We start from the raw sequence: 25,161 nt of genomic DNA, 5'->3' as shown, positions 1-25,161 counted from the left end.
CTTTTGATCGGACGGGAAGAGGACGAACCGCGCGACGCTCAGTCGCGCAGGGCCGCTTCCACGGTGGCGGCCACGTTCTCCGCCGTGAAACCGAAGTGCTTGAACAGCACGGGCGCGGGGGCCGACTCGCCGTAGCTGTCGATGCCGACCACGGCCGCGCAGCCGTACTTCCACCAGCCGTCGGTGCAGCCCATTTCGACCGCGACGCGCGGGATCTTCTTGGGCAGCACGGCCTTCTTGTAGGCCAGGTCCTGGCGGTCGAAGGTGGTGGTCGAGGGCATCGACACCACGCGCACGGCGATCTTTTTGTCGGCCAGCAGCTTCTGGGCGGCCAGCGCGAGCTGCACTTCGGAGCCGGTGGCGATGATGACCGCTGCCGTCTTCTTGTTCTTGAGGCCGACGTTCTCGGGCTCGGACAGCACGTAGGCGCCGCGGCTGATGTCGCCCAGGTCGCTCTTGGCGGCGTAGGCGATGTTCTGGCGGCTCAGCAGCAGGGCGGTCGGGCGCGTCGCGTTCTGCAGCGCGACAGCCCAGGCCACGGCGGTTTCGGCCGTGTCGCCCGGACGCCAGACGTCCAGGTTCGGGATGAGGCGCAGCGAAGCAGCGTGCTCGATCGACTGGTGCGTCGGGCCGTCTTCACCCAGGCCGATGGAGTCGTGCGTGAACACGTGCACCACGCGGCGCTTCATGAGCGCGGCCATGCGGATGGCGTTGCGGCTGTAGTCGCTGAAGGTGAGGAAGGTGCCGCCGTAGGGGATGTAGCCGCCGTGCAGCGCCACGCCGTTCATGATGGCGGCCATGCCGAATTCGCGCACGCCGTAGTTGATGTGGCGGCCGATCTCGCCGTGCGGCGGCTCGACGGCATCACCTTGTGCGGCTTCGTCTTCGCCGCCCTGGGGCACCACCGGTGCGGGGGGCGCGTTCAGCACGACGGCGCCGGTCTTGGCGTCGAAGCGCAGCGCGGCGGTGCTCTTGGTGTTGGTGAGGTTGGAGCCCGTGAGGTCGGCGCTGCCGCCGAGCATTTCGGGCAGCGCGGCCGTGAAGGCCTCGAGCGCGAGCTGGCTGGCCTTGCGGCTGGCCACGGTTTCGCCCTTGGTGTGGGCAGCGACCACGGTGTCGAACGCGACCTGGTGGAAGTTCTTGGGCAGCTCGCCCTTCATGCGGCGCGTGAACTCGGCGGCGAGTTCGGGGTATGCGGCCGTGTAGGCGGCGAAGGTGTCGTTCCAGGCGGCTTCGGTCTTGGCGCCTTCGGCCTTGTGGTCCCAGTCGGCGTACACCTCGGCCGGGATTTCGAAGGCGGGGTAGGGCCAGCCGATGGCTTCGCGCGTGAGCTTGATTTCTTCGGCGCCCAGCGCCTCGCCGTGCGCCTTGGCGGTGCCGGCGCGGTTCGGGCTGCCCTTGCCGATGGTGGTCTTGCAGACGATCAGCGTGGGCTTGGTGGCTTCCTTCTTGGCCTTGGCGATGGCCTTGGCCACTTCCTTGGCGTCGTTGCCGTCGATGGGGCCGACGACGTTCCAGCCGTAGCCCTTGAAGCGTTCTTCGGTGTTGTCGATGAACCAGGGCTTGACCTGGCCGTCGATGCTGATGCCGTTGTCGTCGTACAGGGCGATCAGCTTGTTCAGGTGCCAGGCGCCAGCCAGGGCGCAGGCTTCGTGGCTGATGCCTTCCATCATGCAACCGTCGCCCAGGAAGGCGTAGGTGTGGTGGTCGACGATGGCCAGGTCCTTGCGGTTGAACTCGGCGGCCAGCAGCTTCTCGGCCAGCGCGAAGCCCACGGCATTGGTGATGCCCTGGCCCAGCGGGCCGGTGGTGGTCTCGACGCCGGGGGTGACGTCGACTTCGGGGTGGCCGGCGGTCTTGCTGTGCAGCTGGCGGAAGTTCTTGATCTCGGCCAGGGGCAGGTCGTAGCCCGTGAGGTGCAGCACCGCGTAGATCAGCATCGAGGCATGGCCGTTGGACAGCACGAAGCGGTCGCGGTCGAACCAATGCGGGTTGGCGGGGTTGTAGCGCAGGTGCTCGCCCCACAGGGCGACGGCCATGTCGGCCATGCCCATCGGTGCGCCCGGATGTCCGGAATTGGCTTGTTGAACGGCATCCATTGCCAGCGCGCGGATCGCGTTGGCCATCAGGGCTTGGTTTGCCATGGGCAGTGGGCTTTCGGGGGAAAAGGGTGGGTGGGGGATACGGGAGAACCCGAGATTTTACCGGGCGAGCCGCGCCCGGCCTCGATACAGGGCCAACACCCCACTGATGCTCTCTTGTGTCGCAGGCCCGGCTGCTAGAGTTGCCCCCCATGCAAGGGCTGCACCTCACCGCCGATCTCCACGACTGCCAATGCGGCCTCCAATGGCTCACCGACGGGCGCGCGCTCGGCGAGGTCTGCACCAAGGCCGTGACGGCCGCCGGGCTGCAGGCCGTGGGCAAATTGGTCCACAGTTTTCCGGCCACGCCGCAGGGGCCGGGCGGCGTGACGGCCACGCTGCTGCTGGCCGAATCGCACCTGTGCATCCACACCTGGCCGGAGCAACGCGGCGTGACGCTCGACGTGTACGTCTGCAACTTCGGCGCCGACCACTCGGCCAAGGCGCATGCGCTGATGGCCTGCCTGGTGGCGCTGTTCCAGCCCCGCCACAGCGAACGCAACGAACTGCAACGCGGCCGTGTGGCCGGGTCGGTGCAGTGATGGCGGTGCACGCGATGATCCTGGCCGCCGGCCGCGGCGAACGCATGCGGCCGCTGACCGACGCCACGCCCAAGCCCCTGCTCGAAGTGCGCGGCAAGCCGCTGATGCAGTGGCCGATGGAAGCGCTGGCCGAGGGCGGCTTCACCGAGCTGGTGGTCAACACCGACTGGCTGGGCGCGCAGGTTGCCGCCCGGTTCGGCGCGAGCCCTGTGCTGGACGGGCATGGTGCGCTGTCCATTTCGTATTCCGACGAGGGCCGCGACTTCGGCGGCGCGCTCGAGACGGCCGGTGGCATCGTGCGCGCGCTACCCCTGCTGGGCGAGGTGTTCTGGGTGGCGGCGGGCGACGTGTTCGCGCCCGGTTTCCGCTTCACCCAGGCCGCGGTCGACCGCTTCCTGGCCAGCGGCAAGCTCGCCCACCTGTGGCTGGTGCCGAACCCGGCGCACAACCCCAAGGGCGACTTCGGCCTCTCGGCCGACGGGCTCGCGCTGAACCAGGCGGCCGAAAAATACACCTTCTCGACCATCGGCCTGTACCGCGCCGCGCTGTTCGCGCCGCCGTACTGCGACATCCCGGCCGGCAATCCGGACGGCATCAAGGCCCCGCTGGCACCGATCCTGCGCGCCGCGATGGACAACCAGCAGGTGAGCGCCGAGCTCTACACCGGCGACTGGACCGACGTGGGCACGCCGCAGCGCCTGCAGCAACTCAACGCCGGGGTCGCGCCGGCAGCGGGCGCATGACGCTCGCGCCGCTGCCCGACGCCCTGCGCCTGCTGCCGCAGCGCCTGCAGGACCTGGCCCTGGCCACCGCCGCCGAACGCAACGACGGCGCGCCCGAAGACCCGCTGACCGTCCCGCTCTACGTGAGCGACTTCACGCGCCTGAGCCTCGCGCCCATACGCCAGGGCTGGCACGTCGAATACTTCGGCGACACATGGGGCGATGCCTTCGACGAAACCCTGGCCTGCCTGAGCCGGCAGGACGTGGCCGACTGCATCACCTCGCTGTCGTTCAGCGGCCCCGACAGCGGGGCCAACGGCTCGCGCGAATGGATGTTCACGCCGCTGCTCGAGAGCCCGGTGATGTTTCCCCGCCTGCGCTCGCTGTTCATCAAGCCGACGCAGCCGGAAGACCACAACCAGTCGCTCGTCTGCACCAACTACGGCATCCTCGAGGAAGGCGGCGACATCGCGCGCTGGGTGCGCAAGACGCCGCACCTGAGCGAACTGACGGTGCCGAACGCGCCGAACGCCGACTTCTTCGCCGTGCCGCTGCCGCAACTGACCAGCCTGTGCGTCGGCGCCCATTTCGCCACGCAGCACTTCATCCGCCACCTGGCCGCCGCAACGCAGCTGCCGGGCCTCAGGCTGCTGGATTTTTCCGAATCCACCGAGCAGCAGATGGCGTGGCCGGCCGACCGGACGCCCGGCGGCATCACGGCCTTCGAAGACTACGAGGCCTTGCTGCACAGCCCCGTGGGCGCGCAGCTGCGCGTGCTGAGGCTGCGCAACACCTGCCTCGACCTGGCGCAGCTGCAACAGCTGCAGAGCGTGCGGCAGCGGCTGCAATTCATGGTCATCCAGTCAACGATCGGCGGCTACGTCAGCCACTTTGCGCAGGATGTGTTCCCATGGCGGCATCTGGTACCCGCGGACCCCGGACTTGCACCGTATCGAAAGTGAAATCCCATGCTCAATGACACCACGATCTACGCCGAGCGCCGCGCGCGCCTCGCTTCGCAACTGGGCAAGGACGGCATCGCCATCGTTCCCACCGCACCCGAGCGCCAGCGCAACCGCGACAGCGACTTCCTGTTCCGCCACGACAGCTACTTCTACTACCTGACCGGCTTCACCGAGCCGAACGCGTGGCTGGTGCTGGCGGGCGACGGCCGCGCCACGCTGTTCTGCGCGCCCAAGGACCTGGAGCGCGAGATCTGGGACGGCTACCGCCTCGGCCCCGACGCCGCCCCCGCCGCGCTGGGCGTGGACGAGGCCTTTTCGGTGAACGACCTCGACGCCAAGCTGCCGAAGCTGCTCGAGAACCGCTCCACCGTGTGGTTCCCCTTCGCCACCCACAAGGGCCTGGAAACCCGCATCGACGGCTGGCTGCAGTCGGTGCGCGCGCGCGTGCGCTACGGCGCGCTGTGCCCCGAGGAGCAGCGCGACCTGTGCGGCCCGCTCGACGAGATGCGCCTCGTGAAGGACGCGCACGAGCAGGACATCATGCGCCGCGCCGCGCAGATCAGCGCCCGCGCCCATATCCGCGCGATGCAGCTGTCGGCGCGCATGCTGCGCGAGGGCAAGGACGTGCGCGAGTACCACCTCGACGCCGAGCTGCTGCACGAGTTCCGCCTGGGCGGCTCGCAGTACCCGGCCTACGGTTCCATCGTCGCGGCCGGCGCCAACGCCTGCGTGCTGCACTACCGCGCCGACGCCGCGCCCGTGCGCAAGGGCGAGCTGGTGCTGATCGACGCCGGCTGCGAACTCGACGGCTACGCCAGCGACATCACCCGCACCTTCCCCGCGGACGGCAAGTTCAGCGGCCCGCAGCGCGCGCTGTACGACCTGGTGCTGGCCAGCCAGGACGCCTCGGCCGCCGCCACCAAGGCCGGCAACCGCTTCAACGACCCGCACGACGCGGCCGTGAAGGTGCTGGCGCAGGGCATGCTCGACCTGGGCCTGCTCGACGGCAACAAGGTCGGCAGCGTCGACGACGTGATCGACTCGCGCGCCTACTTCCAGTTCTACATGCACCGCACCGGCCACTGGCTGGGCATGGACGTGCACGACTGCGGCAGTTATGTCGAACCCACGCAGGTGGGCGAGGTGAGCGAGCGCAAGGACCCGCTGTCCAACGAACTCATCAAGAACCGCCCGAGCCGCATCCTGCACCCGGGCATGGTGCTGACGCTGGAGCCCGGCATCTACGTGCGCCCCGGCGAGGGCGTGCCCGAAAAATTCCACAACATCGGCATCCGCATCGAGGACGACGCGATCGTCACGGCCACGGGCTGCGAACTGATTTCGCGGGGGGTGCCGGTGAAGGCGGATGAGATCGAGGCGTTGATGCGCGCCTGAGCGCGAATCAGGCGGGCAGCGCGCAAAACAGCGCCTGCCCGATCGCGAGCACCGCCGCGCCCATGGCAATGCGCGGAAAACGGTGCGGCAAGCCACTCAACAGCCCGACCGTCGCCAGCGCCGCCGCAGTCAGCGCCCCCAGCCACAGCACCCACCCCACCGACCCGCCCGCCGCCTCCAGGCTGGCCCACAGCGACAGGCACAGCAGCGCCGTGCCCCCGAGCTGCAGCCATCGGCGCCAGGCGCCCGGCGTGTGGCCGCGGCCGAAGACGTCTTCGCTGTGGCGGTCCATCGCGAGGCTCAGCGCGCAGAAGCCGGCCAGCGAGGCGGCGAACACCAACCCGAGCAGCGGCATCACGATCCCTGACCCGAGGCAGCAAGTTCCGTCGGCGGCGGCGGCTTGACGGCTTTCTTGGGTGCCGCCAAAGCCTTGCGGCGCTTGCGCTCCACCAGCCAGGTCGCACCCGCCAACCCCAGGCCGAGCGCGATCGCCACGAGGTCGAAGCCCGCCACCGAACTCGGCCCGCTGCGCAGGCTCACGGTGAGCGGCGCAGGGCCGGTGAAGGCATTGAGCACCGGCAGCAGTGCGAACAGCAGCGCGCCGAGCGCAAGCTGCGCCTGCCACATGCGCAGGGTCGGGCGCAGCAGGCCCAGCACAACGGTGGCGCCCCAGACGATGAAGAACCAGCGGATCTCGGCCTCGTTGCGGCCGGCCACGTCGACCGGCAGCAGGCGGTTGGCCCAGAAGAAGGCGGCCATGGCCACGGGCAGGCCGGCGATCGCGCCGAGGTTCAGCCCATCGACGAGCCGCAGGCCGACGCCGATGCGTCCGCCCTGCTTGAGGGTCTTGGCGTATTTCTGGCGCTCCTTCACGGCCCACAGCAAGAGGCCCGTGGCCACCATCAGGCAGCCCGCCAGGCCCGAGACGAAGAACAGCGCGCGCAGCAGCGGGTCGGCAAAACGGCCGATGTGCAGGCCGTAGAGCACGCCGCGCGTTTCGGCCGCGGCCTTGGGCACGTCGCCGAAGCTGCCGATGAGCGCGCCGGTCGTGCCGTTGAACTGCATGCTGGGCTGGTCGTACGACAGGTGACGGCCTTCAGCCCGCGTGAGCGAGACCACGGCGTTGGCGTCGTTGGGCTGATGCACCACGATGCGGCCGACGGGCGCGCCGTCCCAGTGGGCCGTGGCCTGCGCCACCATGGGCGCGAGGGGGGCCAGCGCGGCCTTCGTGCCCGAGGCCTTGATCTGCGTGCGCACGCCGCCCGGGAAGGCCTCGGCGAAGAAGGTGTCGTTGCCGCCGTGCGCCTTGTAGGCCACCTGCGGGCCCCACGGCATGTACATGAACATCAGCGTGACCAGCCCGGTGTAGGTGATCATGGCGTGGTACGGCAGCGCGAGCACGGCGGTGACGTTGTGCGCGTCGAGCCAGCTGCGCTGGCCCTTCTTCGGGCGGAAGGTGAAGAAGTCCTTGAAGATGCGCTTGTGCGTGACGATGCCGCTGACGATGGCCACCAGCATGAACATCGCGCAGAAGCCGACGATCCAGCGCGCCCAGAGCGCGGGCATGTAGTGCAGGTCGAAATGCAGGCGGTAGAAGAACTCGCCGCCGCGCGTCTCGCGCGGCGCGGTGATCGCCTGGCCGGTGGCCGGATCGAGCATGGCGCGATCGAAGCTGCGGCGCCGGTCCACGGGCGGCGAACCGGGTGGCGGCGGCGGCTTGGCCCACAGCAGGCTCACGCCGGGCTCGCGCTCGGTGGGCAGGGTGATGAACCAGCGCGTGGCATCGGGCGCGTGGCGCTGCATGAAACCCAGCGCGTTGTCCGCGGCCACCGGCTGCGGCACCGCGCCAGGCGTCACGGCGTGCAACTCCGGCTTCATCCAGAAGGTGATCTCGTCCTTGAAGTACGAGGCCGTGCCGGCCGCGAACACCATGAAGAGCACCCAGCCGACCAGCAGGCCCGACCAGGTGTGCAGCCAGGCCATCGACTGACGGAATCCTTCCTTCATGCGGCACCTCCGCCGCCCTGGGTCCACAGCAGCAACAGCAGGCCCTGCAGGGCCGCCGCGATGGCGAGGCCGGTCCAGGCGCGCCACGCCGAGCGCGCGGCGAAGACCCACATCACGGCCACGGCGTAGACGAGGAAGGAGGCCAGCGTGCCGGTCAGCGCGGCTTCGCTGCGCGCCATGCCGAAGAGGGCAGGCAGGCCCAGCGCGAGCACGGCGGCCGACAGCGCGGCGACGCCGTAGCCGCCCGCGATGGCAGCAACGGCCCGCGACGCGACGCCCATCCGGTAGCGGAGGCCGGCGCTCACGACGGGCGCCGGACGACGTGCAAGGTCGTTCGGAAATTCATGGGACAGAGGGAGAGGAGAAACCTGGAGAATGAGAATCATACTCATCTTCTCGGTTTTTCTCGCCCCCGCCCATCCCGCGAGCGGGGCCTTGAAAGGCCGGCGGCGCCTTACTTTGCCTGCAGCAACGCGCCGGCTTCGAGCAGTACCAGCTCGTTGTCGTCTGCCTTGTTCGGCTCGCGGCTGCTGGAGAACGGCAGGTTGTTGTCGTTGCCGACCACGATGTGCGTGGCATCGACCACGTCGACGTTCTCGATGGTGAAGAACGGGAACTTGAGCACGCCGTCGTTCAGCGGCTTGCGCGCGAGCTTGTTCGGGTCGGCGATGTTCAGCAGGTCGATGTAGCCGATCTTGCGCACCGCGCCGCCCACGTTCGCGTCGCTCAGCTCGACCTTGTAGACGCGCTTGAACTTCGCGATGTCGTGGAAGCAGTCGGTGCGCTTCTGGCCTTCGGGGCAGGCCTTGTCGCTCGTGCCTTCGCCGTTGTCGCGCTCGATGATGAGGCCGGTGGTGCCGTCGATCATGTTGAAGTCGCCGATGGCGTGGCCGTTGGCTTCGAGCACGTACTTCCAGTGGCGGCCCGTCCATTTTTCGGACGCCACGTCGAACTCCAGCACGCGCAGCGCTTCCTTGCCGTCGAGCTTCTCGTAGTCCTTGGCCTCGGCGTTCCACACCGGGCCTTCGAGCAGCGCATAGAGCTTGCTGCCGTCCTTCGACGACGCCATGCCTTCGAAGCCCTTGGAGCGCTTGATCTGGAAATCGACCGCGCCGCCCGGTGCCCCCGGCGTGGTCACCGCGGGATGGTCGGGCGAGCGCACGGCCTTGCCGTCGACCTGCGTATCGAACACCGCGAGCACCTTGCCCTTCAGGTCGGCCTTGATGAGGAAGGGGCCGAACTCCTCGCCGATCCACAGCGCGCCACCGGCGAACTGGAAGCTCTCGGGGTCGAAGTCCGAGCCCGTCAGGTAGCGCTGCTTCGTGCCTTCATGGACGATGCGGAACGGCACCTTCTTGTCGGGGTCGTGCAGGAAGATCGTGTTCAGGCGATTGAACTTGCCGCTCTTGAAGTCCACCTTGTAGTGGTTCAGGTAGAGCATGAAGTCGGGCGAGTTGGCCTTCGCGCCGGCGCCGTTGTCGGTGAGGATCCAGAATGAGCCGTCGTCCATCTTCTTGATGCCCGAGTGCCCTTGCAGCGGCTGGCCCTTGAAGGGCACCGAGACGCCAGTGCCGCGGCCGGCCGAAAGGCCCTCGATCGTGCCCGGCGCCTCAACGCGCTTGCCGGTGGTGAACTTGCCGCTGGCCTGCAGGTCGGCCGGTGCGTCTTTTGGGGCGGCAACGAAGCTCTGCGCGGGCAGCACGGCGTGGCCGGCGAGCGTGGCGGGAAAGGCGGTCTGGGCCACAGCGCCACCGCAGGCGAAGGCGGTGGCCAGGGCGACCAGAGAGAGGGAAGCGAAGCGCGTCATGAACGAAAAAGCTTTCAGTCGAAAACGCGTGACCTTGCCGGGCAGGCGTGACGCCGCCGTGACATCCGCTCAGCTCAAGGTGCAATGTCCACCGTCACTTCGCGCGACTCGGCGCGGCCCTGGTCATCGACCGCACGCAGCACGTAGCGCCGGCCCGAATCGGCCATGTCCGGCATCCAGGTGATGCCTTCGCCGGGCGCGGCCTTGCCGACCAGCGCGTCATCGGCAAACCAGTAGATCGTCTGCGTGCCTGCCGCCGCTTCGGCGCGCAGCACGAGCGGCTCGGGCCTCTTCACGCGCAGCGTGTGCCGCACGCCGCGCAAGGGCGAGGTGATGAGCGGCGCCGTCTCCGAAGCCTCGCCCTTCTCGCAGCCATCGGTCGGCAGGCTCGCGCGCGGCAGGCCCGCCTGGCGGAACAGCCGCCGCATGTCGCTGCCCCATTGCTCGACCACCTGCTGACGCGCGTTGGGCTGCGGCCCGCACACCACCTTGCCGGTCGTTTCATCGACCCACACGGCGCGGTGCAGGTTGCTCACCTGGATCGGCGACTTGCCGGCGATGAACCAGGTCGTGGTGCGCACCGGGCACAGCGCATCGGGCAGTCCGCCCGTCGCGGTGCACACCTCGACCTGGCGCAGGTCAGGCGGCTGTCGCGTCGCGATCTCGCCGGGATCGAGCCGCTCCGCACGCAGCGCATCGACCATGCGCAGGAACAGCGGCGCGGCCGCATCGACGCCCACCAGCGCAGGGTTGCTCGTGCCATCGAAGTTGCCGACCCACACCACGAGCACATGGCGGCCGAACACGCCCGCGGTCCACGCATCGCGAAAGCCCCACGACGTGCCCGTCTTCCATGCGATGGCGGGGCGCGCGGGCAGCGTGGTGTCGGGGCGCGGCGTGTGGCGCAGCATGTCGAGCGTGATGAACGAGGCCTCTTCGCTCAAGAGGCGCAGCGGCTGCGCAGGGCGCTCATCGGGCGCGGGCTGCGTGTAGCGCAGCGGCTGCGAGATGCCGCCGTTCGCCAGCGTCGCGTAGAGGCCCGCAAGCTCCTCGGGCGTGACCTCGCCGCCGCCCAGCACCAGCGCGAGGCCGTAGTGCGATTCGCTCTGCAGCTTCTGCACGCCCGCGAGCCGCATGAAGTCGTAGAGCCCCGGCTTCGACAGCTTCGCAGCCACGGCCACCGCGGGGATGTTGCGGCTGCGGATCAACGCTTCCTGCGCGGGCAGCGGGCCGGCGAAGCGGTGGTCGAAGTTCTCTGGCGTGTAGGGGCCGAAGGAGGTCGGCGCGTCCTTCAGCATCGTCTTCGGATGCAGCAAGCCCTGGTCGAGCGCGAGTGCGTAGATGAAGGGCTTGAGCGTGGACCCCGGCGAGCGCTTGGCCTGCGTGCCGTTGACCTGCCCCGCGATCGCGTCGTTGTGCCAGTCAGCCGAACCGATCAGCGCGCGCACCTGCATGGTCGAAGCGTCGAGCAGCAGAGCACTCGCATTGGTCATGCCGACGTCGGCGTGCGTGCGCAGGTACTGGCCCATCACGCGTTCGAGCGTGGCCTGCATGCGCAGGTCGATGGTGGTGCGAACTTCCTGCACACCGCGCTCCTGCGCGAGCAGCATGTCGGTGGCGTGCGGCGCGAGAAAGGGGAGGCTGCCGCGCGACTGCGCCGAGAGCGCGAGTTGCGCATCGGGCGCGTGCTGCTTCGCGGTGGGATCGCGTTCAGCCCACAGCGCCCACAAGCGTTCGCGTGCCGACTGCAGCTCGGCATTGCGACCGCGCTCGGCGATGCGCTTGACGGGGTTCTGCGGAATCACCGCGAGCGTCAGCGCCTCGGGCAGGCTGAGCTTGGCGGCGTCCTTGCGGAAGTAGATGAGGCTCGCGGCCTGCACGCCTTCGATGTTGCCGCCGTAGGGCGCGGTGTTGAGGTACGCCTCGAGGATCTCGCGCTTGCCGAAGCGCGCCTCGAGCCAGAGCGCCGCGCCGATCTGCGCGATCTTGCCCATGGCCGTGCGGCTGTCGATGCCGTAGACACGCCGCGCAAGCTGCATCGTGAGCGTCGAGCCGCCCTGCCTGCGCTCGCCGCTGGCGATGCGCCACGCGCTGCGCACGAGCGCGGCGGGGTTGACGCCGGGGTGGGCGTAGAAGCGGCGGTCTTCGTACAGCAGCACCGCATCGACCAGCGTCGGCGAGATGCGGTCGAGCGGCACCCAGAGGCGGTATTGCTCGTCGCTTGCGAGGGTGAGGCGCAAGAGTTCGCCACCCTGCGCGTACACGGCGCGCGAGCTGCCGACGGTTTCGCTGAGGGGCGCGTGCGGCCAGAGACGCAGCAGCGCAAGCAGGACGGCAACCGCCAGCGCCCACAGCGCTGGCTTGCGGAGCCTTCCCAACTTCACGCTGAAGCGCATGACGGCCTCGCTGCCTTGCGTCAGTTCGCGACCACCTGGAAGCGCGCACCCGCCGAGCGCGAATACACGCGCCGGTCGTACATCGCCTCGCCATACGCCGCAGGCACCACGAAGTCGCCGACATTGGTCGCCCGCGCCTTGTAGGTCACTTCGAGCAGGTTCTTGTCGACGGCGCCGTAGAACACCACACGGTCTTCGCGGATGTCGGCGTACTGCACCTTCCACGAGCCGCCGCCGCCGAGGCGCTTCTTCCAGATCGGCGCGTCGGCATTGGCTTCCTCGTCGTCGCCCACGGCCTGCAGCACCGGCTCCAGGCCGCCTGGCAGCAGGTCGACCAGCGCCACGTCGTTGAGCTGCGCGCGCTCCAGGCTGCGCACGCGCACCCGCACCGTGACCTCTTCGCCAAGCTTGGCCTTGGTGATCGGGTTGCCCTTGGCATCGAGCACTTCATGGAAGATCTCCAGGCCCTGGTTCACCGGCGTGGCGGGCACGTTGCGCTCGAAGCCCTGTTCGGCCCAGCTGTAGTACAGGTTGAAGTCGCTGTCGTTCGAGAGCTTGAGCTTCGCCGTGCCGACAGGCACCGCAGCACGCGTGATCGGGTTCACCGCGCCCAGCGCGAGCGCCGCGGCCTGGCCTTGCGCGTTGACGCTCTGCGCCGTCAGCTTGCCCTCGGCGTTCTGCGCCACCGCTTCGAAGTAGGCATCGACCGCAAGCAGCATCGAGGCCGACGACAGGCTGTTGTACCAACCGTCGCGCACCATCGCACCCATGCCTTCCCACACTTCGGGCTTCAGCGTCTTCAGGCGCGAAGGGAAGTGGCGGCCCACCAGGTGCAGCGTCATGCTGTCGTGCACCAGCGGGTCGTAGTACGCGCCCCACACGTTGCGGCGCTGCTTCTTTTCGGTGCGCGCGAGCAGGTCGGACCACACCGGGTTGAGCAGCTCGTTGGCCACTTGCTCCTGCTTCACGAGCTGATAGCTCGCGGCGAGGTACACGGCGCCCAGGTCGTCGCTCCAGCCTTGGGTCTGCTTGTTGCGCCACGCTTCGCGCAGGTTGGCCAGTGCGGCCGGCGCGATGATGCCCTGGCGCGTGAGCAGGTAGGCCGCCTGCGTGCGCTGGCGCCAGCCGTCGAGCGAGGTGTCGCCGCTGCCGAGCCAGCCCTGCAGGTAGGTGTTCGCCTTTTGCAGCAGGTCTTGCGGCACGGGCAGCTTGTGGTCCTTGGCTTCGATGAGCAGGTGCACCGCGTAGAGCGTGGCGAAGGCATCGGTGCCCGCGCCGGGCCACAGCGAGAAGCCGCCGTCGGCCGTCTGCCGTGCGCGCAGCTGCACGAGGTAGCGCTCGAAGGTCTTGCGCGCCTCGGGCATCGGGCCCTGCTCGGGCGTGCGGCCGCGCGCCATTTCCTTCACCAGCTCGGGTCGGCCCGACAGCAACACGGCCGGGAAGGTCTGGCTCGTGATCTGCTCGGTGCAGCCGTGCGGGTACACCTCCAGGTACTGCATGAGGCCGGTCGCGAAGGCCCACGGCGCGGCGGACACCGCGACATCGCTCTTGCGGAAGTTCGGATACAGGTCGGCCTTGCTGTTCAGCTCGCCCGCGCGCTGGAAGCTGCCGGCCTGCACCAGCGTGACGAACGGCGACGCAGGCCGCACGCTCACCTCGGTCGAGAGGCGCGCGCTGAAGGTCTTGTGCGTCGAGGTGAACACCAGCGCCGACGAACCCAGCACCGCCTGCTCGCCCGGCTTGGCGCGCACATTGAACCTGGTGCTCGCTTCGCCGCGCTCGTTGACCTTGAGCGTCTGCGTCGCATCGCCCACCACTTCGAGCCCGCCCGAGGCGGTGAGCGTGAGCGCGATGGGCACGTCCTTGCCCGATCCCACGATGTTGTTCGCCAGGCCCACGCCCACTTCGACGGTGTCGCCGGGCGCCATCGCGAGTGGTGCGTTCGGCAATATCACCATGTCGCCGCGCACCACGGTGCGGGTGCTCTTGGCGGTGGTTGTCTCGTCGTTCACCGCGACGGCCATCACGCGCAGGCTGCCGTTGAAGCTCTCGGGCACGGTGTAGCTGAACTCGCGGCTGCCGTTCACGTCGACGAGGCCCGACCAGTAGGCCACCGGCTTGTCGCGCTTGCGCTTGAACGGGTTCAGGTGCTTGCCGAGCTCGCCTTCGCCGTCGCCGCCGGGGGCTGCGCCCTGCATGAGCTTCTTGAACTCCGGCAGGATCAGGTCGAGCGTCTGCAGGGTACCGACTTCGAGCGCGCGCTTCTGGAAGAAGTGCTTGAGCGGATCGGGCGTCTTGTAGCGCGCCACCTGCAGGATGCCTTCGTCCACCGCGAACAGCACGGCGCGCGTGGGCTTGTCGCTGGTGAGCTTCATCTTCACCGTCTGGCCGGGCTTCACCAGTTCGCTGCTGGTGAGCTGCAGGTTCGCGGTGCGCTTGGCCAGGCTGGTGGCGAAGGGGATGACGCCGTACGACAGCGGGCTCATGTAGACCTCGTCCGAAGCGGGGTCGCGCACGAAGTGCACGTTGATGTAGCCGGTGCCCTCGAAGTCCTTGGGCAGCGTGATCTTCTGCACCGAGGCGGTCTTGTCGGTCTTGAACCACGCGTGGGCATAGACCTTGTCGCGCTCGATGGTGATGAGCCCGGCACCGACGTACGGCGCGCGGATGCTCACCTCGATCTCCTGACCCGGCTCGTAGTCCTTGCGGTCGAGCGTGAGCTGCAGCTCGGCGTTGCGGTCCAGCGAGCGCGAGACGTTCGCGTTGCCCGCGACGCTGTACTCCACGCGGTTCAGCTCCAGCCCGCCCGCATTGCGCACCACGTAGGCGAAGTTGCCGGGCGTGGAGGTGTTCAGCGCGATGGTGTTGCCGGCCGCGACGATGGCCAGTGGCTTCTCGTCGATCACGATTTCCTTCTTGCGCGACTCGTAGCGGTACAGGCCGTTGTCCTGCTTCACGAGCACCGACAGCACCTTGCGCTCCACGCGCTCGATCTTCAGGGCGTCCACGGCGGTCTTCTTCGCCTGCGGGTCGATCGCGATCACGGTGGCATTGCGCGCGGCGCCCTTGCTCACGTAGCTGGTATCGCCGTCGACCTTCACGCCCACGAGGTAGGGCATGTCGCTCACCAGCGTCTGCGCCTCGGCCGAGACGCTGCGCCCGCCTTCGGGCTCGAAGGCCTTGGCGAGCACGTGCACCTGGTAGGTGGCGGCATCGAAGCGCGAGAGGCGCAGGTCGAACTCGGCCTTGCCTTCGGCGCTGGTCTGCACGCTGCCCAGGTCGTCGACCTGCTTCTCGGTGGCGCGCTGCGGATCGAAGAAGGCGTAGTCGGCGAACGCGCGGAACACCGGGAAGGCCGGGCTCAGCGTGAGCGTGCCTTCAACCTTGCGGTCGGGCGCGGGCGTGCCGAAGAGGTTCTGCACGTCGATGAGCGCCTTCAGGTCCTTGGGCCTGACCCAGCCTTCGGCCACTTCGCTGCTGAGCTTGGCGACCACCTTGGTGCGGTCGGGCAGGAACTCCTGCACCTTCACCGTCGTGCTGCCGATCAGCAGGCCCTGCACCTCGGGGTTGCCGGGCGAGGATTCGCGCGGCAGGTAGAGGTTGACGGTGTAGTTGCCGGTGGGCGAGGTGTCCTGCGTGGCGTGGGCGATTTCCGCCGCGCCGCCGGGGCCGAGCTTGAGCTTCTCGCGGCGCACGCTGAGCCCGCGCGCGTCGATGATCTCGGCCTCGAGCGGCAGGTCGCGCAGCGACGTGGCCCAGTTGCCGGCCTTGACCATCATCGCGATGTGCATGGTGTCGCCCGGGCGGTAGATGCCGCGGTCGCTGAACACGTAGGCGGTCATCTGGTTCGGCACGCCGGCCGCGCGCAGGCCGCCGACGTCGAAGCGCGAGATGTCGAGCGTGCGGTCGCTGCGGTTGAAGGGCAGGAAGCTCAGGTCGCCGTCCTTGCGCACCACCAGCACCACGGGCGCTTTCTCGCGCTGGTAGCCCGCGAGGTTGGGCAACTTGGCGGCGCCCGTGGCGTCGGTGGATTGCGACGCGACGATCATGCCGTTGCGGCCCCACACCTCGACCAGCGCACCGGCCACGGGCTGGCCGTTGGCGATGCTCTGCACGAACACGTCGCGCGTGCCGTCGAGCGACTTCTTGGCGACGATGCCCAGGTCGGTGACGAGCACCAGGCGCTGGTCCTTCTGGTCTTCGGGGTTGCCGCTTTCGGGGTCGCCTTCGCCTTCCGAGGGCTGTTCTTCCTGTTGTTCCTCTTCGGACTGCGTCGCATCGCCTTCGGCCTTCTTCTTGGCCTTGGGGTCGTAGCCCTGCACCTTGAGCAGGAACACGCCGCGGCGGTCGGCCACGTCGCTGCGCAGGTACTGCGCGAAGTCGACGGTCTCGTAGTGCGCCTTGCCGGCGGGGATGCTGAGCGGGATCTCCTTCTGGAAGCGGTCGACGAGGTTGTCCGACTGCAGGCCGCTGTTGAACTGCGGATGCGCGAAGTCGCCGTTGGTCTGCGTGACCAGGTGCTGCAGCTGCTGCGGCAGCAGGCGTCCGATTTCCAGGCGGATGCCCGGCAGGTCGCGCACCAGGATCGGCAGCTTGCGTTCGCCGGAAAGTGCGAGCAGCGAACCCTGGCTCATGATGGTGAGCTCGGGCGCGAAGGTCTTGAGCAATCGAACGTCTTGCCGCGCCGCGCCGAGCTGGTAGCCGCCCGGCGTCTTCAGGCCCTTGGCCACGCGCACCAGCAGGTAGCGGCCGCCTTCGGCCTGCGGGAGACGGAAGCTGACCATCTCGGTCACTTCGCGTTCGCTGGCGATGGGCTGCAGGGTGATCTTCTTCGCGCGGCGCAGCACCGCGTCGGTGACCTTCGCGGGGTCGGCGGACCAGTCGAACTTCTCTTCCGGATCACCCTTGGCTTCTTCCGTGGCGGGCAGCAGCCAGGCCTGCACCACGCGCGCCATTTCGCGTTCGTGCACCGGCATCGAGGCGGTGACGTGCATCACATGCTCGGGTTCGCCGTTCTCGCCCGTGACGATGGTGGGGTCGATGCTCGAGATGTCGAGGCTGAAGAGGCCGGGGATGTCGACCGCGCGCGAGAGGTCGTTGCGCTGGCCGGGACCGCCCTTCTGCGCGACCGCGCCGGAGGTGAGGCTGAGCACCACGGGGCGCGTCTTCTCGGGAATGGGCAGCGGCTCGGACTGCAGGGTGGCGGTGAGGCGCAGCTTGTCGTAGCTGACGGTGAACTTCTCGCTCGCGCACTTGCCCACGCTGAAGATCGAGGTGCCGCAGGCCTGGTCATAGGTCAGCACCAGGCGCTTTTCGAACTCTGCCGTGTTGACGGGGTGCGAAAAGCGCACCTGGAAGAGCGCGCGCCGCACGTTGGCCTGCACCGGGTCTTGGTAGAACTCCGCGCCCGCGATGCGCGCGCTGAACTCGGGCGAGGTGAACTCGTACTTGCGCTGCTCGATCTCGATGTGCGACGCGAGCGCGTCCTTCGAGAGCTGCACCTTGTAGGGCTGGCCGACCGGCCAATCCTGTGTGGGAAGGAATTCGAGCTTCTTCTGGCTGCTCCACGACCAGCGCCCCGCAATGGCGGGTTCGATGCTGACGCCGGTCGCCTCCTGGCCGATGCGCGCGATCGGCGCGACCGAGGCGGAGAAGTTGATGACGACCGGGTTGGGCCCCTTGTCGTTCTCGATCTGCGTGCGCGGCGGCGCCACGATCTGCGCGGTGGAAACGACGGGCTCGACGCGGTCGGGCGTGAGGCCGTGCCACCACTTCAGCACCTGCGGGCTGGCGAACCAGCCGGCCAGCACCAGCAGCGCCAGCAGCACCACCCAGGCCAGCCGTTGCTGCAGCCACTGCAGCCCGAAGAGAAGAAAGGCGCCCACGATGCGCAGCCACCCCGGGGGTCGCCAGGAACCGATGAGTCCGCGTGCCAGCGGACGCAGGAACCCGAGCACACGGCCCAGCCCGGTGAAGAGCACGTCGCTGAGCGACGCGAGTTTTCGATTGGCAACTTGAAGCATGGACGCTCCCCCGATGTTTTTTGTTGGCGCCTGACAGTCTCTGCCCGGTCTGTGAAGCCATGGCGCTGTGTGTGAAGTCTGCGTGAAAACCGCACAGGGCCCGCGCACCGGCCCGTCTCGAACGTCAGAACGAAAGTGCGGGCTTGTTCACCATCAACCAGAACACGATGGCCATGGCCACGAAGGCCGGGTAGCCCAGCAGTTCCCAGTAGCGCTGGTAGCGCAGATACAGCGACGGCAGCGGCGTGGCCTCGTGGTGCGCCTGCGCCGCCAGGGCCGCCATGCGGATCTGCAGCCACACCACCGGCAGCCAGCACGCGCCCGCGAACGCGAACAGCCCCAGCGACAGCGCCAGCCACGGCGTCGACAGCGGCCAGCCCGCCAGGTGCGCCAGCGCGAAGCCGGTGACCGGTTGCAGGATGACGGTGGGCGTGGTGAACCACCAGTCGGCCCGCACCACCAGCCGGCTCACCACCGCCTGCGCCGGCACGCTGCCGCTGCGGTTGGCAAAGAACATGTAGAAGGCCGACCCCAGCCCCGTGCCGACCATCAGCACGCTGGAGACGATGTGCAGCCACTTGAGGACGAGGTAGGTGTTCATGGCGTGGCGCGTCGATGCAGGTGCCAGAGCAGCGCGGCGATGGGCAGGTTCTTGAGCAGGGGGCCGAGCGGATGCAGCCACAGGTCCGGCTGCAGCGCGGTCGCCACGAGCGTCATGGCGAGCATCAGGGCGAAGGCGGCCAGGTAGACGGTGCGGCCGGGTCGCAGCCACAGCGCCAGGCCGACCGCAAGATCGGCCGCCGCGCCGCCGACGATCAGCGCCTGCACCAGCCACGGCGGCGAGGCGATGCCTGCGTCGGCGAGCACACGCCGGCTCTGGCCGTCGAGTTCGACGATGCTGGCGACGGCGGTGAAGAGCCAGACGGCGACGAGGCTCAGGCGCAGCAGGCGGTCGTCATCGTCGGCAGCAGCAGGGCGCGTCATGGCGTGAGCGCCCCTTCGTCGATCACGTCCGTCACCATGCCCCAGCGCGCGAACTCGGGGTCGAACTCGGGCAGCGTGAGCAGGCCGGCGCAGGCGTGCGCGCCCACCAGCAAGGCCTCGCCGCGCGCGAGCCGCCGGGCCAGCAGGATGGCGGCCATGCAGGGGATCTCGGGGCCGTGGTTGTCGTCCGCCGCGATGTGCCAAGCGCGGCGCGCGATGGCGCCGTGTGCATCGGTGCCTTCGACGCGCACCACCATGCCGCCCAGCGCGGTGCCGAACGCATCGAACACGCCACCCGTCGCGTGGAGCAACGGCGCCAGCTTCTGCGGTGCGCGCAGCAGGCCCGCGCGGCGCAGGAACGCCAGGAAAGCGAAGGCGTGCTGGGTCAGGCCGACTTCGAGTGCGGCGCGGAACATGACCGACTGCACGCCGGCGTAGCGCGCGGGAAAGAGTTCGAGATCGGGGATGTCGCACAAGGCGCCACGGCGCGGCTTCATGCGTGCGAACTGCACCTTCGCGGGATGGGCCCAGCCGGGCTGCTCGGTCCAGCGGCCGCCCTGCCAGACGCGGATCGGCGCGCCGCAGTAGGCGAGCACGCCGGCGAGCGTGGCTTCGCCGCGCGGTGCGCCCTGTGCCGGGGCGATGCAGATGTCGATGCTGCGCAGGCTTTGCCAGTCGGCGGCGAGGTGATCGACCACCGCCGACGACAGCGCGGGCACGGTGCTGGCGCCGGCCACGGCGGTGCGGCCTGCGCTGCGGAAGGCGGCGTCCATCGCGGCGGGAAAATCGCAGACGAAGCGCCGGCCGTCGGCCAGGTCGATGTAGTGCGCGCCGGCGGCTGCCACGGCCTGCGGCACGCGGTAGTCCTGGCCCTGGAACGGGCCGGCGGTGTGGATGACGAGGTCGACGCCCAGAAAGCCCAGGCCCTGCGCGAGGTCGGGCGACTGCGCATCGACGCGCACACCGCGTGCACTGCCGCCCAGCGATTGCGCGAAGGCCGTGGCCCGTTCGAGGTCGCGCCCGCCGACCCACAGTTCGATGCCCGCGTCCTGCGCGAGTGCGCGGCTGATGCGCGCGCCGAAGTTGCCGTAGCCGCCGAGCACCAGCGTCTTCATGCGACGCGGGCTCCGGCGATGTGGCCGCGCGTGAACGCTTCCTCGAAGATCGAATAGCCCGACCAGTCCGCGTGCGCGAACGACAGCCGGCCCGCGGCCACGCGGTCGCCGTGCGCGCCGATCTGCGCGAGCAGGCCGGGGCGCGGGATCGACATGGCGTGCCCGTAGCGCGTGATCTCGACGCGCGTGGCGAGCGCGGGCAGGTCGGGGTGCGGCACCGACAGCTCGGCCAGCAGCTCGTCGCGCCATGCGGTCCACGGGCGCTCGAGCAGCAGCTGGCGGCCGTCGCCGGTGTCGTAGCCGCTCGGGCCCAGCGGGCGGTACCAGCTGAGCACGGTGCCGCGCGGCGTGGGGTCGAGCGTCTGGTGGCGCGCATCGACGTAGCCGAGGCCACGCGTGCCGTAGATCACGTTGTCCCAGCTCGGCGCAGCGCCGACGCGGTCGGCCAGCGGGCCGCGCAGGTGCACGTTGGCGACCAGCCACGGGGCGTAGCGCACGTGCACGGCGGCGCTCGTCAGCAGCGCCGGCGGGCTCTCGACCACGCGCGCGGCGATGAAGACGGGCAGCGCGACGATGCAGCGCTCGGCCTGCCAGCGCACCATCGATTTCGATGCGGCATCCCATGCATCGACCTCGACGCCCGCGCGCCCTTCGGCGATGCGCGTGACGACCTGGCCGGTGTGCAGGCGCTGGCCCAGCGGCGCGGCCAGCTGCTTCGTGAGCCAGCCGTTGCCTTCGGGCCAGGTGAGCACGCCGTCGCGATCGGGGTTGGTGTCATTGACGCTGCCGCTGGCGTCGCCGGGCGCATGGAAGCCGTGGCGGCTTGCGAAGTAGTGGATGCCGGCCCAGGCCGACACCTGCGCGATGCCAGCGCCGTAGTCGTCGCGGCAGCAGTAATCGAGGTACCAGCGCAGGTGGGCGTCGTCGAAGCCTTCGCGGTCGAGCCAGCCTGCGAAGGGCAGGGCGTCGAGCGCGAGCAGTTCGGGCGTGACGGCAAAGCGCAGCGTGGGAATGGCGAAGTGGGCGGCGTGCTGCAGCGCGTCGATGCGCTGCGCGAAGCGGCGGTATTGGGCGTGCGTTCCATCGCCCACGTCGTGCACGGGCAGCAGCCCGTCCTGCCATTCGCCGCGAAAGAACAGGCGTTCCTGCGGGCTGTGGCAGAGGTGGCGCTCGTCATACGTCCAGCGGCCGGCCACGCGGCGGCGCAGGCCGAGTTCCTCGAGCAGGTCCTGCACCTCGTGCGCGTCGTCGCCGGGCGTGGGCAGGTAGTGCGCGCCGAGCGGACAGGCGATGCCGCCGACCGAGCCGCCGCGCGCGTTGCCGCCAGCGGTGTCTTCGAGTTCGAGCAGCGCGAAGTCGTCGATGCCCGCGAGGCGCAGCGCGCGCGCCGCCGCCAGGCCAGCGACGCCGCCGCCGGCGATGACGACGCGGGTGCGCCTGACGGTGGCCGGGGCCTGCGACCTGAGCGCGCCGTCGCGCATGGCGTGGCCGCGCGCGACATCGATGCCGGTGAAGCCGCCTTCGATGACCGGCGGTGGCGCCTCGCAGCCGGCCAGCGCCAGGGCGCCTGCACCGGCAGCGACGCCAAGAAAGCCACGGCGCCTCATGGCACACGGTTCCTTCGTGGAACACCGCGGAACCGGCTTCGCCGGGCCGCAGGTGTTGCCCCCGGCAGGGGGTTGGCGAAGCGACACGAAGTGCGCGCAGCCTGGGGGCGAGCCATATCAGTGAGCCATGACCTTGCCCCACTCCTGTTCGTAGGTGGTGACGAGGGTCTGGTTCGACAGGCGGTTCACTTCGGTCGGCACGCGCGCCATGTCGAGCGGAAAGTCGAACATCAGGGGCAGCGTCGCCGGCGTGAGAAAGCGCATGCCGCCCGGCAGTGCATCGGGCTGCCGGTAGGGCCGGTGGCTGGCGATGATGTAGCCCCATTCGCCGAAGCTGGGCACGTGCGCGTGGTACGGCGTGGCCTTCAGGCCGACCGACTCGATGGTGGTCGCCACGGTCCAGTAGCTCTTGCGCGCCACCAGCGGCGAGGTGGTCTGGATCACCGCGTAGCCGCTGGCCGACAGGCGCCGGTCGAGCAGCGCGTAGAAGCTGTTGGTGTAGAGCTTGCCGATGGCGAAGTTGGTGGGATCGGGAAAGTCGACCACGATGACGTCGAAGGTGTCGCCCTCCTGCTGCAGCCACTGGAACGCGTCGGTGTTGACGACCTTCACCTTCGGCGACGACAGCGCGTGCCCGTTGAGCGCGGCCAGCGTCTCGTGCGTGGTGAAGAGCTGCGTCATGTTCGGATCGAGCTCCACCAACGTGACCGACTCGACCGAGGGGTACTTGAGGATCTCGCGCACCGCCATGCCGTCGCCGCCGCCGAGCACGGCGACTTTCTTGGGCGCGCCGTGCGCCGCCATCGCGGGGTGCACCAGCGCCTCGTGGTAGCGGTACTCGTCGCGCTCGGCGAACTGCAGGTTGCCGTTGAGAAACAACCGGTGGCCCAGCGCGCCGCGCGTGACCACGATGCGCTGGTAGGGCGAGCTGGCGCTGAAGACGATGCGGTCCTGGTAGAACTTGTCTTCCGCCAGCGTCGTGATGTGGTCGGCGCCCCAGAAGGCGCCGATGAGCGCGGCCAGCGTCAGGAAGCAGGCCACCGCATGCGCGCCGGCGCGGCGCAGTTCATGGCGGAACAGCCACAGCGCCCACACGGCCACCGCGGCGTTCATCACGCCGAACAGCAGGCCGGTGCGGATCATGCCCAGCTGCGGCACGAGGATCAGCGGGAACGCGACCGACACGGCGAGCGCGCCCAGGTAGTCGAAGGTCAGCACCTGCGACACGAGGTCCTTGAGCACGATGTTGCGCTTGAGGATGCGCATCACCAGCGGAATCTCGAGCCCCACCAGCGTGCCCACCACCACCACGAGGCCGTACAGCAGCAGCCGGAACGCGCCCGGCACGTAGGCGTTGGCCAGGAACAGGATCGCCGGCAGCGCGCCGCCGATCAGCGCCACGAGCAGTTCGATGCGAAGGAAGTGCGCCGGCAGCTGCCGGTCGAAGTAGCGCGAGAGCCACGAGCCGACGCCCATGGCGAACAGGTAGGTGCCGATGATGGTGCTGAACTGCAGCACCGAGTCGCCGAGCAGGTAGGAGCTCAGCGCGGCCGCGCTCAGTTCATAGACGAGGCCGCAGGCCGCGACGACGAACACGCTGGCGAGCAGCGCGATCTCCACGGGTTGCGGCCCCCGCGCATCCGGGGTGCGCGCGGGCAGGGCCGCGTCGCTCAATGGATTGCTGCGGCCACGATGACGCTGATGCCGAGGCACATGGCGGCCACGACGAGCGCCAGCGCCCTGTTCTGCTTCTCGACGATCTCGCCCCACAGGTCATAGGGGGTGATCTTGTCGATGATCAGAAAGCAGATCCAGAAGACCACCACGCCGATCAGCGCATACACGAGCGATCCGAGGACCACGCCCGGTTTCAGCCATTCAATTCCCATGGGGACCTCCAGTCGTAGCAATAAAGAGAGAAACAAGAGAGCGCCTGCGCGCGATCTTCGTCATTTGTGGCCGCCGCCGCTCGAATAGCCGCCGTACGAACCGCCCGAGCTGCGGTACCCGCTCGAGGAGCCGCCGCCGCAGTTGCTCATCATGATCAGCACGAAGAGGATGACCACGATGACGAGGATGATCGTGCCGCAGCCCATGCCCGACGCGGCGCTCACGGGCAGCGCGTCGCCGCGCGAGAACAGGTCCTTCTTGGCGTCGAGCTTGAAGGCCGTGGCCACCGCGCCGCTGTCGATCTTGCTGCCCGAGGACCAGGTCAGCTCGTTGGCCGCGCGCTCCATCGAGAGCAGCGCGCCGCCGCTGGCGAAGTCGCGGGTGAAGGTTTTCTGCCCGCGCTCGACCTGCCAGTAGAACTCGCCGGCCACGTAGGTGGTCTCGGCGTTGTAGGCGTACTGCTGCTGGTAGCGCTTGTTGAGGTAGGTGGCGGTGGTGCCGTTCTCGGCCATCACGGGCGCGCCGGTGGTCGGCTTGACCATGCTCCAGCCGTCTTCGGCATCGACCAGGAAACTGAAGCCGCGCTTCTTGTTGTACAGCAGGTACTCGTCCCAGCCGAACTGCTCGTCGTCGCCGGGCTCCTGGCCCATGCGGTGCTGGAAGCCCACCACCTGCCACTGCGCGCCCTGCAGCTGGCCCATGCTGCCCAGCGCGATGAGCGGGCGCACCGGCTCGTTCTGCTCGGCGTGCTTGAGCTCGCCGCCGATGCCTTGCGACAGGTCGATGATGCTGTTGCACGAGCCGCAGGTGATGCTCTTGCTGTCGGCCAGGTTGACCGTGACGGGCGAGCCGCAATTCGGGCAGTTGAAGCTGCGGCCCTTCTCGTCCTTCGCGGATTCGTCGCGCAGGCCAGTGAGCTGCAGATCGTCCAGCTGCACCGAGCGCCCGAGGTACGCGGTGGGCGGGGCGGTGCCGTAGTCGATGCTGAGCACCAGCCCCTTGTCGTTGCGCAGCTCGACCATCGCGAACGCTTGGCCGAGCTCGGGCAGGTGCGGCAGTTCGCCCTGCGCGGAGGTCAGCGCCACCTGTTCGTTGGAGGCGACGGTGTAGCTCTGGCCGGCGAAGGCGGTGGTGGCGCCCACGCGCAGGTCGGCGGGCGGTGGCGCGGCGCGCTGCAGGTCGAAGGGCAGCGCGAAGACGTAGGCGCCGTTGTCCTCGCTGAGCACGCCGGTGCGGTCACCGTCGAGCGCGGCGATCCACTCGGTCCAGCGCCCGCCGGGGTAGGTGTACTGCAGCCGGCCGATCAGCGTGAAGGGCTTGTCCTGGATGCGGCCGGCGGCGAACAGCTGCAGCGGGCTGAAGTCGTCGAACAGCTCGGCCATCTTGCCGGTGCGCGCGAGCGTGTCGCCCTGGCGCACGACGGTGCTCTGGCAATACGGGCAGACCGCGTGCGTCGATTGCGCCGAGCGGAATTCGACCGGCGCGCCGCAGCCGGGGCAGGGCGCGCGGTAGTAGCGTTGGGAGCCGGTTTCCTCAGCCATGGCGCACCGGGTGCGATGGCGCGGCC

The 25,161-nt window shown here is 69.1% G+C and carries 18 protein-coding genes; 4 read left to right on the top strand and 14 right to left on the bottom strand.

All coding sequences use genetic code 11. The features are described from left to right. Nucleotides 1–38 precede the first annotated feature (38 nt). Entirely contained in the window at nt 39–2,144 is a 2,106-nt protein-coding gene (locus AC1RAD_RS30175; protein WP_062473533.1) for a transketolase family protein, read from the bottom strand. Nucleotides 2,145–2,293: 149 nt separating this feature from the next. On the opposite strand from AC1RAD_RS30175, the gene speD reads away from it, so the two are divergent. From speD to AC1RAD_RS30155, 4 genes are read left to right on the top strand one after another with little or no spacing between them, the layout of a single operon-like run. After that, nucleotides 2,294–2,683 (top strand): adenosylmethionine decarboxylase, encoded by a 390-nt coding sequence (speD, locus tag AC1RAD_RS30170; RefSeq protein ID WP_492738787.1) that lies wholly within the window; start codon nt 2,294–2,296, stop codon nt 2,681–2,683. Nucleotides 2,684–2,697: 14 nt separating this feature from the next. Further along, nucleotides 2,698–3,426, top strand: coding sequence for a nucleotidyltransferase family protein (locus tag AC1RAD_RS30165; protein WP_492738830.1), 729 nt, complete (start codon nt 2,698–2,700; stop codon nt 3,424–3,426). Next, a complete protein-coding gene (locus AC1RAD_RS30160; RefSeq protein WP_492738785.1) occupies nt 3,423–4,367 on the top strand; it encodes a hypothetical protein in 945 nt (314 codons plus the stop codon). Before AC1RAD_RS30165 ends, AC1RAD_RS30160 begins: the two co-directional genes overlap by 4 nt. Before the next feature lie 6 nt (nt 4,368–4,373). Then, nucleotides 4,374–5,765, top strand: a complete 1,392-nt coding sequence (locus tag AC1RAD_RS30155; protein ID WP_062473541.1) for an aminopeptidase P N-terminal domain-containing protein — start codon at nt 4,374–4,376, stop codon at nt 5,763–5,765. 7 nt (nt 5,766–5,772) lie between these two features. Here AC1RAD_RS30155 and AC1RAD_RS30150 read toward each other — a convergent pair whose 3' ends face one another. The 13 genes from AC1RAD_RS30150 to AC1RAD_RS30090 all read right to left on the bottom strand — a co-directional run bounded on the left by AC1RAD_RS30150 (nt 5,773) and on the right by AC1RAD_RS30090 (nt 25,135). Next, nucleotides 5,773–6,120 carry a DUF3325 domain-containing protein gene (locus AC1RAD_RS30150; protein ID WP_095948377.1) on the bottom strand — a complete coding sequence of 116 codons (348 nt, stop codon included), beginning with the start codon at nt 6,118–6,120 and terminating at the stop codon, nt 5,773–5,775. Continuing rightward, nucleotides 6,120–7,772 carry a PepSY-associated TM helix domain-containing protein gene (locus AC1RAD_RS30145; protein WP_492738784.1) on the bottom strand — a complete coding sequence of 551 codons (1,653 nt, stop codon included), beginning with the start codon at nt 7,770–7,772 and terminating at the stop codon, nt 6,120–6,122. The genes AC1RAD_RS30150 and AC1RAD_RS30145 overlap by 1 nt, the downstream gene beginning before the upstream one ends. Further along, a complete protein-coding gene (locus AC1RAD_RS30140) occupies nt 7,769–8,077 on the bottom strand; it encodes a DUF3649 domain-containing protein (protein WP_370680729.1) in 309 nt (102 codons plus the stop codon). The genes AC1RAD_RS30145 and AC1RAD_RS30140 overlap by 4 nt, the downstream gene beginning before the upstream one ends. A gap of 149 nt (nt 8,078–8,226) precedes the next feature. Continuing rightward, nucleotides 8,227–9,579, bottom strand: a complete 1,353-nt coding sequence (locus AC1RAD_RS30135; RefSeq protein ID WP_492738782.1) for an esterase-like activity of phytase family protein — start codon at nt 9,577–9,579, stop codon at nt 8,227–8,229. A 74-nt stretch (nt 9,580–9,653) separates the two neighbouring features. Continuing rightward, nucleotides 9,654–11,975, bottom strand: a complete 2,322-nt coding sequence (gene pbpC / locus AC1RAD_RS30130; protein ID WP_492738780.1) for a penicillin-binding protein 1C — start codon at nt 11,973–11,975, stop codon at nt 9,654–9,656. 20 nt (nt 11,976–11,995) lie between these two features. Beyond that, nucleotides 11,996–17,998 carry an alpha-2-macroglobulin gene (locus tag AC1RAD_RS30125; RefSeq protein ID WP_492738778.1) on the bottom strand — a complete coding sequence of 2,001 codons (6,003 nt, stop codon included), beginning with the start codon at nt 17,996–17,998 and terminating at the stop codon, nt 11,996–11,998. A gap of 124 nt (nt 17,999–18,122) precedes the next feature. Beyond that, nucleotides 18,123–18,599 (bottom strand): DUF2269 family protein, encoded by a 477-nt coding sequence (locus tag AC1RAD_RS30120; RefSeq protein ID WP_492738776.1) that lies wholly within the window; start codon nt 18,597–18,599, stop codon nt 18,123–18,125. Then, nucleotides 18,596–18,982, bottom strand: coding sequence for a DoxX-like family protein (locus AC1RAD_RS30115; RefSeq protein ID WP_492738774.1), 387 nt, complete (start codon nt 18,980–18,982; stop codon nt 18,596–18,598). Before AC1RAD_RS30115 ends, AC1RAD_RS30120 begins: the two co-directional genes overlap by 4 nt. Continuing rightward, a complete protein-coding gene (locus tag AC1RAD_RS30110; RefSeq protein WP_492738773.1) occupies nt 18,979–20,097 on the bottom strand; it encodes a saccharopine dehydrogenase family protein in 1,119 nt (372 codons plus the stop codon). The genes AC1RAD_RS30115 and AC1RAD_RS30110 overlap by 4 nt, the downstream gene beginning before the upstream one ends. Continuing rightward, nucleotides 20,094–21,704, bottom strand: coding sequence for an FAD-dependent oxidoreductase (locus tag AC1RAD_RS30105; RefSeq protein ID WP_492738772.1), 1,611 nt, complete (start codon nt 21,702–21,704; stop codon nt 20,094–20,096). Before AC1RAD_RS30105 ends, AC1RAD_RS30110 begins: the two co-directional genes overlap by 4 nt. A 117-nt stretch (nt 21,705–21,821) precedes the next feature. Continuing rightward, the gene (locus AC1RAD_RS30100) at nt 21,822–23,378 is read right to left on the bottom strand and encodes a polyamine aminopropyltransferase (protein WP_370870008.1); all 1,557 of its coding nucleotides are present in this window, start codon (nt 23,376–23,378) and stop codon (nt 21,822–21,824) included. Then, nucleotides 23,375–23,593, bottom strand: coding sequence for a DUF350 domain-containing protein (locus AC1RAD_RS30095; RefSeq protein WP_062473571.1), 219 nt, complete (start codon nt 23,591–23,593; stop codon nt 23,375–23,377). The genes AC1RAD_RS30100 and AC1RAD_RS30095 overlap by 4 nt, the downstream gene beginning before the upstream one ends. Before the next feature lie 60 nt (nt 23,594–23,653). Continuing rightward, nucleotides 23,654–25,135, bottom strand: a complete 1,482-nt coding sequence (locus AC1RAD_RS30090; RefSeq protein WP_492738770.1) for a DUF4178 domain-containing protein — start codon at nt 25,133–25,135, stop codon at nt 23,654–23,656. Nucleotides 25,136–25,161 lie beyond the last annotated feature (26 nt).

The organism is Variovorax sp. GW823-FHT04B03 (assembly GCF_058796495.1).
The sequence above is the reverse complement of the archived record's forward strand: the minus strand, read 5'-3'. Positions and strand labels throughout refer to the sequence as shown.

Coding starts and splice junctions, on each gene's coding strand:
- AC1RAD_RS30090 (WP_492738770.1), bottom strand. CDS start 25,135: ATGGCTGAGGAAACCGGCTCCCAACGCTACTACCGCGCGCCCTGCCCC.
- pbpC (WP_492738780.1), bottom strand. CDS start 11,975: ATGCGCTTCAGCGTGAAGTTGGGAAGGCTCCGCAAGCCAGCGCTGTGG.
- AC1RAD_RS30165 (WP_492738830.1), top strand. CDS start 2,698: ATGATCCTGGCCGCCGGCCGCGGCGAACGCATGCGGCCGCTGACCGAC.
- AC1RAD_RS30120 (WP_492738776.1), bottom strand. CDS start 18,599: ATGAACACCTACCTCGTCCTCAAGTGGCTGCACATCGTCTCCAGCGTG.
- AC1RAD_RS30150 (WP_095948377.1), bottom strand. CDS start 6,120: ATGCCGCTGCTCGGGTTGGTGTTCGCCGCCTCGCTGGCCGGCTTCTGC.
- AC1RAD_RS30105 (WP_492738772.1), bottom strand. CDS start 21,704: ATGAGGCGCCGTGGCTTTCTTGGCGTCGCTGCCGGTGCAGGCGCCCTG.
- AC1RAD_RS30110 (WP_492738773.1), bottom strand. CDS start 20,097: ATGAAGACGCTGGTGCTCGGCGGCTACGGCAACTTCGGCGCGCGCATC.
- AC1RAD_RS30095 (WP_062473571.1), bottom strand. CDS start 23,593: ATGGGAATTGAATGGCTGAAACCGGGCGTGGTCCTCGGATCGCTCGTG.
- AC1RAD_RS30145 (WP_492738784.1), bottom strand. CDS start 7,772: ATGAAGGAAGGATTCCGTCAGTCGATGGCCTGGCTGCACACCTGGTCG.
- AC1RAD_RS30115 (WP_492738774.1), bottom strand. CDS start 18,982: ATGACGCGCCCTGCTGCTGCCGACGATGACGACCGCCTGCTGCGCCTG.
- AC1RAD_RS30155 (WP_062473541.1), top strand. CDS start 4,374: ATGCTCAATGACACCACGATCTACGCCGAGCGCCGCGCGCGCCTCGCT.
- AC1RAD_RS30160 (WP_492738785.1), top strand. CDS start 3,423: ATGACGCTCGCGCCGCTGCCCGACGCCCTGCGCCTGCTGCCGCAGCGC.
- speD (WP_492738787.1), top strand. CDS start 2,294: ATGCAAGGGCTGCACCTCACCGCCGATCTCCACGACTGCCAATGCGGC.
- AC1RAD_RS30125 (WP_492738778.1), bottom strand. CDS start 17,998: ATGCTTCAAGTTGCCAATCGAAAACTCGCGTCGCTCAGCGACGTGCTC.
- AC1RAD_RS30135 (WP_492738782.1), bottom strand. CDS start 9,579: ATGACGCGCTTCGCTTCCCTCTCTCTGGTCGCCCTGGCCACCGCCTTC.
- AC1RAD_RS30175 (WP_062473533.1), bottom strand. CDS start 2,144: ATGGCAAACCAAGCCCTGATGGCCAACGCGATCCGCGCGCTGGCAATG.